The following is a 15,093-nucleotide window of genomic DNA, read 5'->3' on the forward strand; positions in this document are numbered from 1 at the left end:
CCATAACGGCGCTGAGGCGTCTTTTTTGTTTTTCTGAGAACAGGCTTTCAATTAGGGTGTATAGAGGATGGGGATAGTATGCTCAGTAAGGTGGAATTAAATTCAGGTAGTGCCTCATAAAATACACCGTGACCACTTCGTTCGAAAGGAATAAGCCTGGAGCCGGCAATTCCTTTTTGAGTTTGGAGCGCTAGAGGGAAAGGGCAGACCCGATCCAGCTTGCCGTGTAGAATCCACGTAGGCACGTGTATACATGGCAAATCGGGCCGTAAATCAGAGTCACGCAGTGAATACAAAGTACAAGCCATGCTATGAACCGAAGCCGCAAAGCCCTGATCACGTAACCAGTCACGTAAACTCTGGCTGACGGGTTTGGCGAACAACATTTCGCCAAATGATGTTACCAGTTGCGGACGATCTGTATAGGCTTGTGTGATGAGTTTATCTACCTCTGCGACAGGAGTGCCGTAAGGAAAGTCGCTGGTTGGGGTAAACCGAGGCGTGGCAGCTCCGATCAAAATTAGCTGATCAACACCCCATCCCCTATGTCTGCTCATGTAGCGCGTGACAATTGCTCCCCCCATAGAAAAACCGATCAGCCGTATATGGCTTAATTGGAGGGCCTGTATAACAGCCAGGAGATCGTCTGCCAGTCGATCATAATTGTAGCCATGCCATGGTCGATCAGACTTCCCGAACCCCCTAAGATCAACTTGAATACAGCGGTATCCGTAAGCAGGCAACTGGGCAACCTGGTATTCGTACATTCGATGGTCCAGCGGCCAGCCGTGCACCATCAAAACGGGGATGCCTTCTCCTATATCTTCTACATACAGCTTAACGCCACGTTCCACTTCAATATAATATCCCATGATGCTCCCCCCTTTAAAAATCACGAAATTTCGTTCTCTCTCACATATATGTAGTCAGGGCTTAGCTCATTCGGAAAAGGGGTGAGATCGCCGCTATACAAGTATAGAATTAGTAAAATATGTATGTCATCCTGCATGGGGATAGGATATACTTATGGAATGAAACAGCATTGGGAGAGTGGAACAATGACACCATCAAAAACATTAAAATGGATTACGGGCGGATTGGAGCTATTTTTTGCTATTCCTGTTTTGGGCGGGCTGCTCGTCATAAATTCTGCGTATACTGTATTGTTCTTTATGTTGATTTTCCACATTGTTACGTTGGTACTATCGGTGACTAATAAAGAGACTTATTATGGATCTATTTTAGGGATTGTGACCTCGGTTGTTGGGTGGATTCCATTTGTAGGCTGGTTAATGCACCTGCTCTCAGGCATATTTTTGATGATTACCGCAGCCCAACAGCCGCGAGACCATTATCGTAATCGCAATCCCTACGATGATTATCGCTACTAGGGCCAATATCGCCTCGAAATGATGAAAGATCCTGTGGAACAGGATCTTTTTTAGTTATGGAATCTTCCCATGATTATGGTGTTGTAGTATTGACCATCTGAGAGAATCTTGTCGTTTTTTAATAACCCTTCGATTTCAAATCCATGCTTTTTATAAAGTTCAATGGCTTTATTATTGGTTTCTAGAACTTGTAGGTTCATTTTCTGGATGCCGTTAGAGTCTGCCCAGGAAATAGACTCTTTCAAAAGATTCGTCCCGATTCCATACCCCCAGAAATCCTTTAGTACACACACACCGAATTCAACTTTATGAGCGAATCGACGCAGAACATGACCTTCACATCTTGAAAATCCAACGACTTTATCATGAACGACCGCAACTAAAAATAGATTTTTGGCGTGCTCTGTATCGGCTTTAATAAGCTGTTCAAAACCGGATGTACTTATGAATGCTTCTCCCTTTTCTCTGTCTAAATTTTCAGTCTCTCCATCCATCCGTAAGCGGATTTCAGACAAATTCATCGCATCTTGAATCATAGCCGATCTAATGATATAGCTTACTCCTTGTGCATGAAATTCCTGTTTATTTATTTTCATTACATACTCCTTTTGCTGAATCAGGATAAAAAATGTGATCTCTGGCTTAAGTTAGTTTACCACATATTGTATGAAGTGCATGAAAAATAAGCCTGTCCTCTTCTGTTGTATCGTAGCAGAGGGCAGGCTTATTCATTCTCGATCCGTACAGGGAGGCCGGATGGAGATTTATTATTGTGGAGTGGCTGTGTCAGATTAACAAATCGTTCTTATGAATGTGACTTATCGAGCTACAGCTTTTGGAAAACAGAAGCTGTAGCTATTTTTGCTTATCAGAGGCTTTAGCTGCATTTGGCTTAGCAGGAGCCTTAGCCGCATCTGTTTTAGCTGGAGCTTTACCTGCTTCTCCTTTAGCCCCGTCTACTGGTGGCTTAGAGGGCTTAACGCCATTCACCATATCGGTAATCATTTGCTTCAGATTGGAAACACGCTGATTATATTCGCTTGCGGTAATCTTGCCATTTTGTTTTTCCGTAGCGAGTTTTGACTTCATATCCGAAACCATCACATCAATTACGGAGTTTACGCTCACGCCTTGTGCTTTGGCGATCGTAGCAAGGGATTTACCAGCCTTCAACTGTGTATCCAACTGACTGGAGGACAATTTCAATAGTTTCAGGAGAGCCTTGTTCTCAGCATAGTTTCCTCCTGCGATTTGTGGACCGTTAGCATCGCCAGGGTTTCCCTTAGGTGCCTGTGCTTTGCTTGCAGTAGGAGCCTTCTCAGGTGTAGTTGAAGCAGCATGGGCTGCGCCTGTGGAGTACAGCGCTCCGCCTCCTAAAAATGCCAACGCCAACGTTCCGGCCAAAATTGCTTTCTTGGTGCTCTTCATCTTCATTTCCCACCTTTCGTTTATGGTTTGTTTGGTACGTGATACATCATAAGGGATTAACTTGAATGCTATCTGAGCGCAAGCTGAGCATTTACTGAATGGAATTTGGATGGCAGGACTAGCATTTTAACGAATTGCTATTGTATTACGTGTATTAAGTGATATAATACACTACAGGCACGATAGATACAGCCGAATTAGGGGGAAACACCCATGGAAGAACAACGGGTTGGCTCGTTCCGATTTTTAATAGACTTTAGCCAGCCATTATATGAACAAATATTAAATCAAGTACGAAGCTCCATTGCTAAAGGAGAGATTGAAATGGGAAGCAAAATGCCATCTGTGCGTGATCTGGCGCAGGAATTGCGTATGAATCCGAATACCGTGATGCGGGCGTATCAGGAGCTGGAACGGGACGGATTGACTGAGAAGCGACGCGGTCTGGGTACGTATGTAACTTCGTCCAGTGAGCGGATTGCCAGCTTTCGGGAACAATTGGCTATGTCGTATATCGATCAGTTTCTCGGACAGATGAGCAGCCTGGGATTATCCTGGGAAGATGTACAGCAATATATAAGAAGCCGACAGGACGGAGATCACAAGGAAGGAGGCGAAAAGGCATGACGGAGTCTGTGGTAACCGCAAAGCAACTGATGAAGCAATATGGAAATAAAAAAGCATTGGACCAACTGGATGTCGTCATTCCGGCAGGACGTATTGTAGGTGTGCTTGGGCCCAATGGCTGCGGGAAGTCCAGCCTCTTTCGAGCCATCACGGGGTTGATTCAGCCGGACGGGGGCGAGCTTCAGGTGCTGGGCCAACAGCCAAGCTGGGAAACCAACCGGAATATATCCTATCTTCCTGACCGGGCACGCTGGTATCCCAATCATACAGTTCAGCAGACGCTGGAATGGGGGAAGTCCTTTTTGCCTGGCTTCAATCTAAAGGATGCCTATAAACTTGCTGACCATATGGATGTGGAATTGGAGCTAAAGATGGCCGGGTTGAGTCGCGGACAGGAGGCACGTGTGCTGCTGATTCTGTGCCTGGCACGAGAAGTACCGCTTATGATCCTGGATGAACCTTTTGTAGGCATTGATGTCCTCTCTAGAGAAGCGATCGTAGCTGGGATTATTGATTATTTGGAGGATCGGCAACAATCTATACTCATTAGCACACATGATATTCAGGAAGTGGAAGGCTTGTTTGATTACACGGTCATGATGGACCGCGGGCGAGTGATATGGTCTGGTGAATCGGATGATCTGCGTGCAGAGCATGGCTCGCTGAACCAGGTGTTCCGCAATTTGTACAAAAGGGAGTGGAAGGCGTGAATTCATCCGGGCTGTTCAAAGATTTAATACGCCATGAATTTCGAAATAAAGGAAGCTGGAGAAAGCAAAGCCGCAATCGACTGCCCAGATCGTGGAGACTTGTATATTTCTCACTATTTCTAATTGCGGCGTTCGCGATCTCCTTGTACTTCGCTCTTCACAACCAACTCGAATTGACAAGGCTGTGGTATGTCACCCTGGGCTTGCCGTACATGATTGTTTTCATGGGTGTGGGAATGCTGAGAAGAGAATGGGAAAATGACACCTACGGATGGTGGCTGACCCTTCCCTATCCGCGTATGTGGCTAATTAGCGCCAAATGGATTGCTGCTATTTTACAAACCATTGTCGTGATATTGCTCTTGTTTGTAGTAGGTTCTCTATACGCGCTATTTATCTCATCGACCATACAGGCTTATACGTTTGCGGATGCAGCGTCTTTTATGATAGCCGGCTTAAACTGGTTTGTAATGATTATCGCCTTTACGCCGTTGGTTATTGCGCTGGGTCTGCTGACGGCCAGTACCAAATACAGCACCTTGCGGCCGCTTAGCCCAATCCTGTGGATTCTTTTGATGGGTGGAGGAAGCGTCTTTTATTGGTCAGGCGATCAGCGGATTTATGAGCAGTTTCATCATGTTCACAACGGACAGTGGTTTCCTTTTACCTGGCATTTTCCGGTTGCGGTGTTGATTAGTTGGGTTGCTGCATATGCATTGATCCGCTTGAACGCTTATTTGCTGGAGAAAAAACTGTCGATTTAACTTAGGATAAATGACTCTATATTAGAAAGGAATTTCACCATGGCGACAATCTTTATCTATGCATTGATGGCTGTTCTGGTGGGTCTGATGATTTGGTTGAGAACCAAAAGACGAAGGGGCCCGGTAAAGGGAAAAGGATTTCGGATTTTGCTCCCTATGTTTATCGCTTTCCCAGCTATGATGATATCGGTATATCAATTGATGCATATTCCTGGTCAAACGTACGCGCCTCCCGCCTTTTGGGAACTGCTGGTTGCTGGGTTATTAGGGGCTCTGTTTGGCTACGTTATTTTGCTGCATACGGCGTATGAAAGACGAGATGACGGTCTCATCTATCCCAAGCCGAACCAATATTTTAAGTATATTATTATCGCTATTATTTTGATTCGGGTTGTTCTGACTCAATACCTCAGTAGTTTGGGTACGACCGAAATTAGCATGCTGGCCATTACGATGGCGCTGGTATATATCTCAATCTGGCGAATTGGGAGCTTTATCAAGTTTCGGAGGACGTTATCTGTATAACAATATGAATGAGGTAACAGCGGCTTTCTATTCAAAAAGCGTCCATTCGCTTGGTGATAGGAGCCGCTTTTTTTGAGCTAACTTCATTAGTACATGTTATTTATAATAAAATAATGAGGATGATCATACATTGTTATTGCTTTCCATATCCTTTATTCGAAGGTTTGTGACTTGCATGACAACGGTCATAAGTATAAAAATTCAAAGGAGGGTTAATAAGGTTTCAAAAGATTTAAATGGGGTTTAAAGTTAGATAGGTGGGGAAGAGTTCATACCTTCGTAGTTAACTGCAACCACATTAGTTACATAAAGAGAAATTGCATTCCATACTCTATTTTACAGGTTGAGAGGGGCTTACATTCATGAAAAAACATACGGTTACTGCTGCACTTGCTGGCTTGCTCGTTCTGTCTTCTGCTGTACCGGCTTTAGCAGCCGACGTGAAACCTGCTACGGGTATCCAGGTTTGGGTAGATGGCAAGAAGGAGGCTTACAAAATTGCGCCTATCGTGAGAAATAAGCAGGTGTTGATCCCCCTGAGACAATTGGCTACTAGTTTAGGAATTCCGCTGGACGCCAAGCATATTACATTCAATACGGCGCGTCAAAGCACGACGATTCGTTATGATCAAGCGACGGTTGTACTGGTATCAGGCAGTCCGGAAGCGCAAATCAACGGGATTAAGGTACCACTGTCCACCTCGACCATCTTGACCAAGCAAGGGGTAACCTATGTACCAGTTGATGTCGTCAAAGAAGCGTGGGGCAAGCAAGTGATTTGGGACCCGGCCAGCCAGACCTTGCAAATCGGGGTGAGTAATAAGGATAAGGTTGTAGAGATTCTGAAGAGCTTTGAAACGGGCGATACGAAAGCAGCTGAGGCTTGGATCAGCAAAGATCAGTACATTCAGCATAATCCGAGCTTTGCTAGCGGGAGAGATGCCTTTTTGCAAGGGATTAGCCAATCCAAGGGAGCCAATGTGCTGGTTGAAGTCCAGCGGGTTATTCAGGATGGCAATGATGTAGCAGTACATTATAAAAAGTCTATTGCAGGGAAAACGAGCATTGCTTTTGATATTTTCCGCTTCGATAGCAATGGTAAAATTGTTGAGCATTGGGATAACATGCAGGACTCGGCTCCAACCAATCCAAGTGGACATACCATGATTGACGGAACAACACAAGTCACGGATCTCAACCAAACCGAGACAAACAAAACGCTGATCCGCAAGTTTGTAGATGATGTGCTGGTTGGCAAAAATCGTGCAGCATTGGAAAGCTATTATAATGGGGATCAGTACATTCAGCATAATCCTCTTTTTGGTGACGGTGTATCCAGTCTGAAGCAAGCATTATCCGCTACGGGTCAAGGAGCTTCTATTGGATATGATCAGGTGCATATGGTTCTTGGAGAAGGCAACTTCGTGCTGGTTGTAAGTGAACTGAAATCTCCTAAGGGAATCTCAGCTGCTGTCTATGATCTGTTCCGTGTGGAGAACGGCAAAATAGCCGAGCATTGGGATGTAGTTCAGGAGATTCCAGCTAAAACAGAGTGGAAAAATACGAACGGCAAATTTTAAAGAATATGCTCGTCGTGTGATCTGATTAGCACTGTCCAGACCGTCCGGTTCCTGTTAAAATGGGGCAAACATATCAGGGGGTTGGACGGTGGAAGACTTGAAGCAACGTGTGGGTTGCCTGCATGCGCATCACTCGAACATTGCCTATGTGGAACGAGCTTTTGCTTCTTATGAGGTGGAGCTGGTACATTTTGTGGAGCCGGGACTTATGCGCCGGGTATCGTCGGATCCGCATTTTTCTTCAGATGATGCCAGTCGCAAGGTAGAAGAGCAACTGAGATGGATGTCTCAAAGCGATCTAGACGTTATTTTGATAACGTGTACGAATTATATTGCTTTGGCGGAGAAGGCTCAAGGGTCAATGCCTACGCCAATTGTCGCACTGGATGAGCCTCTATTTCATGAGATGTGTGATGATTTGCTGCCACGAACCTTGGTATTCACGAATCCGGCTACCGTAGAGGGCACGATGAAGCGTCTTTATCATACGGCCAATGTATTAGGCAAGCCGGACCTCTCTTCTTTAATAGAGGTCAAGGTGGTGGAGGGCGCTTTTGAACTGATTATGCAGGGACATAAAAATGAGTATGAGGAATTGCTGGTTCGTTCATTGCATGAATTGAGGAAGGCTGATCCCAGCAGAGGGCTGGCTGTAGCACAGTTATCGATGGTTGATGCTGCGTTGCAGGTGGAGCTGGAGACAGGGCGGACGATTGCCAATCCCTTACGGTCGTTGGCGAATTTACTTGAGGTTTTGTTAGGTTAAATAAGTATAGCTAAAAGAACTTCCTACCCATTTTGGGACAGTGGAAGTTCTTTTTTTTGGAAGTGGGTAGGTGGGGGCACTTCTGTACGATTCATTAGTGCTCCTGCTGGTCTTGGGTGATGAGCGCCGCGCCTGCCGATTCTCTTTGGACAAGCGTAACGTACAACCGTTCATGCTCCACGTCTTCCCCGGCAATGATTTTGAGAACCTGTTCAGCGGCTACAGCGCCCCATTTGCGCTTGGAGTAGTCTATCGTTGTCAGCCGGGGCTGAATATATTGCGCCAGCTCGATATTATCAAAGCCGACGATATGAACATCCTTGCCAATGGTAAGCTCTGACTGAGCCATTCGATTGTAAAAGCCTACGGCCATTTCATCATTGAGACAAAATACAGCTACAGGTTCCGAATCTGGGCGAGCCTGCTGCTGTAAAATGATCTCAGCCGCCTGCTCACCGCCCGATTTCTCGAAATTGCCGTCAATTTCAATCATCTCGGCGACGCCGCTACGCTCAATGGTCTGCTTGACCGCCTGCATTCGCTGCCAGGAATCATAAGAACCTTCTGGTCCGGTCACAACATATAGCTTGCGGTGTCCCAATTCCAATAGATGCTCTATGGCGAGCGCGGCACCTGCTTTGTTATCCAGCAACACCTGGTTAATGTTAGGATGATTCAGTTCGCGGTCCAATACGACAATTTTATGTCCGCGCTCGGCGTAGTTCAGCAACTCCTGACTATCAAACGTCTGATCCAGTACGATGGCACCGTCAATCATGCGTTCTGGCAGCATTCGATGTGATTGCTTGCCGCTGCAGACAATGAGGTCATAGCCCTTGCGGTTCAAAATTTCCTTGATGCCGTACAGCAAATCGCCATAAACGTCTCCGCGAAAATCAGTCAGGAATACGCCAATAATTTTGGTCTGCCTTTTCTTGAGATTCCGTGCGGCGGCATTGGGCACATAGTTAAGCTCTTTGGCAATGGCCAAAATACGTGCGCAAGTCTCTTCTGTTACCTTATCGCTACCGTTCAAAGCATATGAAACGGTAGATATGGAAACGCCCGCCTGTTTGGCGATATCTTTAATGCTGACCACAACGTCACCTCCTTGTGTTCGTCTTATATGTGCTATTGTATATGGATTATTAACCACATAGCTATTCAAAATGTCGTAGCTCTACATGCAAGCAGCAAAGGGCGATCCCGCAAGATCGCCATTCCTTTGTTGCCTATACCTGATTTTGCTTATGCATCATTCGATTTATAAAATAATCTCCAGACGGTGTACACCATCATGTTCTGCTAACGCCTGCTCGAAAGTCTCACGTTTGATGCGCAAGGCACCGGAACGATAGCGATTATCATCGGCTGGCTCACTTTCCAGAGGGGCACCGTTCAATACTGCACGGCCTTGCTCACCGCTCGTATGCTCTTGCAGCATGCGGTAGACGAAGGTGATTGGCTTTCCTGCAAAGGAAAATTTAAATTCCAATCCGTTGAGATCGTCCGGCAGCACAGGGTCCAGGATCAGGTCCTCGCCTGACTGACGAATACCAAGGACATTCGATATGAGCTGATTCATGTAGATTCCCGGACCGCTGGAATAGATTCTCCAGCCACCCTTGACGGGTACGGCTCCTTCCCGCAGTTCACCAAACCGTTCCTGTGCTTCATAGCGGGTGTTAAATTTACCGTCCGAGCTGCTGAAATACGCGTTGCTTTGGCGCCATTCGGCATTCGGTACGGTTGCACGGATGCCGACCGGATTGATGAGCTTCAGGCTGTGCCAAGCGTCATCCTTGCGTCCTAACTTGGCCATGGCTTCCACAAAGCGGATATGAGCGTGCACATATTGCAGCCCCACCTCACGTCCAAAGTTGGCCGCTTGCTCTGCGCGCTTGAAGTGCGAACTCACACCGCCATCATATTGAGCAGGGCGGTTCATCAGACGCACACCATCCGGGCAGAGGAACTGCTCGCGGATGAGCTGCTCATGAGCCAATGCTTGCTCAGGCGTGAGCAACTGGCTGATCATGCTGCGTGTCATCGGCAGCAAACGGTAGTGGATTCCCGTCTCGGTGTCGGACGGATGGAGCATGAGCTTGGGCTGACCAGGCTCTTCCATATATACAAAGCCTGGAATAATTCCGCTCTCCAGCATGTAGCGATTGAAGTCTTTACGGATGCCGTTCGCCATCTGATGTAAATCTTGTGCAATCTTATCCGCTTCGCTTACTACATTTGCTGGAGCTTGCTCCAACACAGCAGCAAAGTTACGAATCACTTGGTAGGTGAGTGCAACCGTCCAACTGCTCGCCATGTATTGCTTCAGCTGCGCATTGGCTGGCTGGAGGGTGTCATCCCAATCGCCATCGCCATAAGCCGATAAGTACGTATCATGCAGGAAATTCTCTCGAATATATTCGATTTCCTTCATCGCATGTTCCATAAGGGTCGCAGTCTGCTTGGTATAATCGAAAGTATGTCGATGGGTGTAAGGTACATTTTCTCCCAGAATACTGTAATCACGGGTAGCGGTCAAATAATCGCCCAGTACCTTAAGCGGCCAAACGATAATATCCCCATGGCTTTCTTCTTGCTGCACGTGAGTATAGTTGTCAAACATAAACCATTGCGGCCAGTTTCCGCTGTCTTCATACTGATGGCTGAATACAGTTAGCAAAATGGAACGAACCTCATCAAAATTTTGCACTGCCGAAAAATATTCGACAGGCCCCTGACATACATCACGTGTTCCCCAGGCTGCTCCGCCGTATTGCTCCAGACCGTGAGGCACAGAGTAGTGGACGAGCATGTTGTGGGTGTACCACCAGGCCACTGCGTTCACACGGAATAGCTCGCTGGTTTCCTGTTGGCCAAGCGTCAGATGGAAGCCATTCATAAGCTCGGCAAAATACTCCCGGTAGCGCTCGCGCTCATCTTCAAAGGAGGCGTGTAGCTCCTTGTGTGCTCGGTCCTTCCCAGTCGAACGGCCATGCAACCAACCTTGTACAGTGCAGGTCCATTCGCTGCTGTCGCCCAGTTCCAAAACGACCAGGGATGCATCAGGAGAGGCTCCACCCTGTAGCAGTGCTTGAGCGTCGCTCACATGCTGTAATGGAGCGCCCTCTACGTGCATTCGGTAAAGCAGGTCGGGATAGGCCTCGGCGCTCAGGGAAGCGGAATCAGCTCTAAAGAGCAGGTCATCACCTTCGCGTTCCATATGAAACGGAAGCTCATATTCGTTCACATGCATACACATTTGCTGAGTGATCAGGAATGGATAGGCTTTACCACTTGCCGAGCGCATGTGAAGCCGCACTTCTGGGCTATCAGCATTCGTATGGTTTGTAATAATGAATGTATCGTCAGCCGTTTTGTAATACCAGCGCACATAATTAAAGCCAATCTCAAACAGGGAAGGCATGGTGAGCAGGCGATATTTTCCTTGAATTCCGACGTAGATACGTTGACCGGATGTCTTAGGAATGTTGAGCGCATTACGCACGTTGGTGATCATTTTGTTGAAATTCGTATTGCCGATCACGAGCTGGGAATTGAATACCCCGTACATATAGGAAGTGGTTGTAATGGTTTCTTCCTTACCTCCAGAGTAATGCCCACCCATTAAAATGTGTCCGTGAGGACGCTCTACACGAAGCTCTTTGGATTTGAGTACGACATGCTCATAGCTATCCGTGAAAAAGGAAAGTAGTGTATCGCCATCCCGTTCTTCTTCCTGGCGTTTCGGGAAAAGCTGATTCACTTCGGCATCGGTCAAGTCCAGTGTGCGCAGCGGTTCACCGATGGTTTGAGCTGGGGCCACACGCCCTGCCTGAAGATCACTTGCCGCGTGTGCTGGTATGCTGGTCTCAGAAGCGTCCGCTAGAACGGCAGCTACTTCATCGCGTGCTTTGGTTACCAGGTCCTGATACTCCAGCTTCGTCACTGCAGCCGGATGGCTCGGCTGGAACAGACCGTAAAACGTAAAGCGAGCTTCCCCAGCGAGTTTTACCCGCTCAGATTGCAGCGCTGTATAAGCGAATTCGTATTGATACACTTCATTGGCGAGCGTGTCGCGGCGCAGTGCTTCCGGCTCATTCGTTTCCTTGTAAGAAAGTCCAAAGAACTGAAATCCGTCTGTCGAGTAACCAACAGTGCGGGTTAACGAGCCTTGTTGAATGTATGGGAATGCCTGACTTTGAGGCTGGTTTTGACGTGAGCAAACAGTATAGCCTCTTTGTTCATCATGATAGACAGTATGGTCAATATATTGAGACAAATAAGCTTCATTACTGCGCACAGCAGCGGTATCGGCAATGCCGATATCCTGACCGTACACAATATCTGCTTCAACATCATCGCCCTGTAGGGTTACATCCCAGAACCATACTCCCAGGCGGCTGAGTGTGAAGGTCACCTGATAGCCTACACCGGCAGTGAACCCTTCCCATATAATCTGCTGATCCGTTTGTCGGATTACGCCGGGCGAACGAACTCCCAGCAGAGGAGTGATGCTTACGCCGGAAGGACGATACAGTCTCAAGTACAGATTGTTCAGGGAACCATCGACTGAATTGGTCAACAGTTGGTTGATCATCGTTGAGCCGTGAGCGATCTTGTACACATCACCGCTGCTTAAGAAGGTAAAAGACAGGTCTCCGGCCCGCAGCAAAATATTTTGGTCTAGACTTGTATTCATCAAAGGGAACGCCTCACTTTCCTGTTTCTTTTACTAACCGAAAACGGCCTTTAGTAGTATCTCGGCTGTTAGGTCCTGTAAAGACGGCGAATTCACCGCTGTCACTGTCAAAGCTCAAATCTGCATGATGATAGCGCAGCTGAGGCTCGGTCACTGTAAACTCCACTTCCCGGCTTTCGCCTGGGGCAAGCAGGATTTTGCAGAAATCTTTCAGTTCCTTCATGGGGCGAACCGTATCACCGCTGATATCACGGACATAGAACTGAACGGTCTCCTCGACTGGACGTGTTCCTGTGTTCGTTACCTGCACTCTAACGGTCAGTTCTTGACCGGGAATAAGAGTATCGCCTGAAAGTTGTAAGCTGTCATAGGCTACATCGGTGTAGCTCAGGCCATAGCCGAACGGGAATAAAGGTTCGTTCGGTACGTCTAGATATTGAGACACGTAGCGTTCTGTTGTGTTCGGATCTAACTGCGGACGTCCAGTATTAAAATGATTGTAATACACTGGCACCTGTCCGACCGATTGCGGGAAGGACATCGTCAGACGACCCGTAGGTTCAGCATCACCGTATAACAAATCGGCAATTGCCGCGCCGCCTTCGCCACCAGGGAACCAGGCTTCCAGTACAGCGTCTGCTTCTTCAATGACGCCGTGCAGATCCAATGGACGACCATTAAACAATACGGCTACCATGGGCTTGTTCAGTGTCTTCAGGCGTTTCACCAATTCCAATTGAGCCTGCGGCAGGCGAATATTTGAACGGCTGCCTGCTTCACCACTCATATCTGAGCGCTCGCCAAGCGCTAGTACGATGATCTCTGCTTGACTGGCAGCATGCAGAGCTTCTGCATATTGCTCCTCTGTTATGTTGTCTACAGAGCATCCTGCCGCCACCGTGAGCAGCGAGGAGGATATTTTCGATTGGAATCCATCAACAACACGAATGGCTTCCTCTTGTGAACCGCTCCATGACCAAGAGCCCAGAATATCGCCGCTCTCTGCAAAAGGTCCGATCAATGCAATATGTTGATTGCGATTCAATGGAAGCACAGAATCATTTTTGAGCAGCACGCATGATTTAATGGCTAGTTCTTTAGCAACCGCACGGTGGGCTTCGCAGAATACCACTTCACGTTCACGCTCAGGGTCTGCGCCGCGTAGCGGATTCTCGAACAAGCCCAGCTTTTGTTTGAGCCTCAATATACGCATCACTGCTTCATCAACGAGCGCTTCATCCAGCTGTCCGCTGCGAATCAGCTCAGGCAGGTGCCCATTGTAGCAGGAGGTCATCATTTCAATATCTACGCCTGCCAGCAATGCTTTTTTTGCTGCCTCCCGTTCATCCTCGGCGATGCCGTGAGGAATAAGCTCTTTGATCGCGGCCCAATCCGAAATGAGCACACCGTCAAAACCCCATTCATCACGAAGCAGATCACGCATCAGGCGCTTGTTGCCCGTTGCCGCTACGCCTTCTACGGTATTGAAGGACGTCATCACCATTTCGCAGCCTTCATCTAAAGCAGCTTTGTAGGAAGGGAGATAATACTCTCGCAGCTGCCATGCAGATACATCTACGGTATTGTAATCACGTCCACCTTCACCGGCTCCATAAGCAGCAAAGTGCTTCACGCATGCGGCTACCCGCTCGGTATCATTCGTCAGATCATTACCCTGAAATCCGCGCACAAACGCACGGGCAAATTGACTGTTGAGATAAGGGTCTTCCCCAGTAGATTCCATTACACGACCCCAGCGTGGGTCACGTACCAGATCGACCATAGGAGCGAATGTGACGTGAACACCGGATACGGCTGCTTCCCGAGCAGCGATAGTAGCGCTCTCTTCTGCAAGTTCCATATCCCATGAGCAACCCATAGCCAGCGGTATAGGGAAAATCGTTTTGAAGCCGTGTACAATATCTGCCATAATTAAAAGCGGGATACCCAGACGGTTTTTACTCAAATGAGCCTGCTGAACACGAATTGCTTCCTGGGCTCCTGCAAGGCCGAGCACGGAACCAACGTTGTGAACCGTCTGCTCTGTGATGCCGAGAGAAGCCATAGGCCCAGTAATTTGGCCCTCTGTACCCGCTTCTTCAAAAAAGCCACCCACAAGCTGAAGCAGTTGGTCAACTTTTTCTTCAAGAGTCATGTTTTGTAAATAGGAATTCAGGTGTTGTTCCATCATAATCCTCCGTAAGCTGTTTGGTTGGTAAAACAGCTCTCTTTTTCAGATTCATGAGATTTTTTGGATAAAGTTGATTCAAAAAAGTGCTGAACAGGCTAATAGCTAGTATAGAAGCATAATCTTCTGTTGTATTATTAATCGAAACGTTTCTATTGTTGGACTCAGTTGGATTATATACGCTTCCAAATGGAGAGTCAAATGCAAAACGGGGGTTTTTTATAGGACAAATAGCGTAATAAAGATTGAAATAAATGAAAAAGAGATGTGATTCCAAGTAAATAAAAAATAATATCCCTATTGAATACGGTTTCAATTTGTTCTATAATGACTATCGAAACGTTTCTATTGATGAGTATGGTCCTTAGGCTTTAAACATAATTGTTATAACGGTATGCTTTAACTGCTA

13 protein-coding genes are annotated in these 15,093 nt (G+C 47.2%); 7 read left to right on the top strand and 6 right to left on the bottom strand.

Features of this window, described 5'->3' with window-relative positions; all coding sequences use genetic code 11:
• Positions 1-47 precede the first annotated feature (47 nt).
• On the bottom strand, positions 48-872 hold the full coding sequence (locus MKX36_RS01455; protein ID WP_017425678.1) for an alpha/beta fold hydrolase: 825 nt from the start codon (positions 870-872) through the stop codon (positions 48-50).
• Between the two features lie 186 nt (positions 873-1,058).
• Here MKX36_RS01455 and MKX36_RS01460 point away from each other — a divergent pair, with 186 nt between their 5' ends.
• The gene (locus tag MKX36_RS01460) at positions 1,059-1,391 is read left to right on the top strand and encodes a hypothetical protein (protein ID WP_016820215.1); all 333 of its coding nucleotides are present in this window, start codon (positions 1,059-1,061) and stop codon (positions 1,389-1,391) included.
• A gap of 50 nt (positions 1,392-1,441) precedes the next feature.
• Here MKX36_RS01460 and MKX36_RS01465 read toward each other — a convergent pair whose 3' ends face one another.
• Together MKX36_RS01465 and MKX36_RS01470 are read right to left on the bottom strand one after the other, a co-directional pair.
• Positions 1,442-1,987: a GNAT family N-acetyltransferase gene (locus MKX36_RS01465; RefSeq protein WP_340864090.1), complete on the bottom strand. Its 546-nt coding sequence runs from the start codon at positions 1,985-1,987 to the stop codon at positions 1,442-1,444.
• 259 nt (positions 1,988-2,246) lie between these two features.
• A complete protein-coding gene (locus tag MKX36_RS01470) occupies positions 2,247-2,819 on the bottom strand; it encodes a hypothetical protein (RefSeq protein WP_340864091.1) in 573 nt (190 codons plus the stop codon).
• 213 nt (positions 2,820-3,032) lie between these two features.
• On the opposite strand from MKX36_RS01470, the gene MKX36_RS01475 reads away from it, so the two are divergent.
• The 6 genes from MKX36_RS01475 (at position 3,033) to MKX36_RS01500 (ending at position 7,791) form a co-directional block, all read left to right on the top strand.
• A complete protein-coding gene (locus tag MKX36_RS01475; RefSeq protein WP_016820218.1) occupies positions 3,033-3,446 on the top strand; it encodes a GntR family transcriptional regulator in 414 nt (137 codons plus the stop codon).
• Complete coding sequence (locus MKX36_RS01480) at positions 3,443-4,156, top strand: ABC transporter ATP-binding protein (protein ID WP_250248510.1); 714 nt, start codon at positions 3,443-3,445, stop codon at positions 4,154-4,156. Before MKX36_RS01475 ends, MKX36_RS01480 begins: the two co-directional genes overlap by 4 nt.
• Entirely contained in the window at positions 4,153-4,920 is a 768-nt protein-coding gene (locus MKX36_RS01485) for an ABC-2 transporter permease (RefSeq protein ID WP_017425682.1), read from the top strand. The genes MKX36_RS01480 and MKX36_RS01485 overlap by 4 nt, the downstream gene beginning before the upstream one ends.
• Positions 4,921-4,959: 39 nt before the next feature.
• Complete coding sequence (locus tag MKX36_RS01490) at positions 4,960-5,445, top strand: cytochrome c biogenesis protein CcdC (RefSeq protein WP_017425683.1); 486 nt, start codon at positions 4,960-4,962, stop codon at positions 5,443-5,445.
• A gap of 362 nt (positions 5,446-5,807) precedes the next feature.
• The gene (locus tag MKX36_RS01495) at positions 5,808-7,025 is read left to right on the top strand and encodes a stalk domain-containing protein (RefSeq protein ID WP_017425684.1); all 1,218 of its coding nucleotides are present in this window, start codon (positions 5,808-5,810) and stop codon (positions 7,023-7,025) included.
• Positions 7,026-7,113: 88 nt separating this feature from the next.
• The gene (locus tag MKX36_RS01500) at positions 7,114-7,791 is read left to right on the top strand and encodes a hypothetical protein (protein WP_340864092.1); all 678 of its coding nucleotides are present in this window, start codon (positions 7,114-7,116) and stop codon (positions 7,789-7,791) included.
• A 94-nt stretch (positions 7,792-7,885) separates the two neighbouring features.
• Here the strand turns inward: MKX36_RS01500 and MKX36_RS01505 are convergent, their stop codons facing one another.
• The 3 genes from MKX36_RS01505 to bglX all read right to left on the bottom strand — a co-directional run bounded on the left by MKX36_RS01505 (position 7,886) and on the right by bglX (position 14,684).
• On the bottom strand, positions 7,886-8,890 hold the full coding sequence (locus MKX36_RS01505) for a LacI family DNA-binding transcriptional regulator (RefSeq protein WP_019685866.1): 1,005 nt from the start codon (positions 8,888-8,890) through the stop codon (positions 7,886-7,888).
• A gap of 165 nt (positions 8,891-9,055) precedes the next feature.
• Positions 9,056-12,496 carry a GH36-type glycosyl hydrolase domain-containing protein gene (locus MKX36_RS01510; protein WP_340864093.1) on the bottom strand — a complete coding sequence of 1,147 codons (3,441 nt, stop codon included), beginning with the start codon at positions 12,494-12,496 and terminating at the stop codon, positions 9,056-9,058.
• Between the two features lie 13 nt (positions 12,497-12,509).
• Positions 12,510-14,684 carry a beta-glucosidase BglX gene (gene bglX / locus MKX36_RS01515; RefSeq protein WP_340864094.1) on the bottom strand — a complete coding sequence of 725 codons (2,175 nt, stop codon included), beginning with the start codon at positions 14,682-14,684 and terminating at the stop codon, positions 12,510-12,512.
• Positions 14,685-15,093: the final 409 nt, after the last annotated feature.

The sequence above is a fragment of the Paenibacillus sp. FSL W8-0439 genome, from assembly GCF_038008995.1.
GTDB lineage: Bacteria > Bacillota > Bacilli > Paenibacillales > Paenibacillaceae > Paenibacillus > Paenibacillus polymyxa.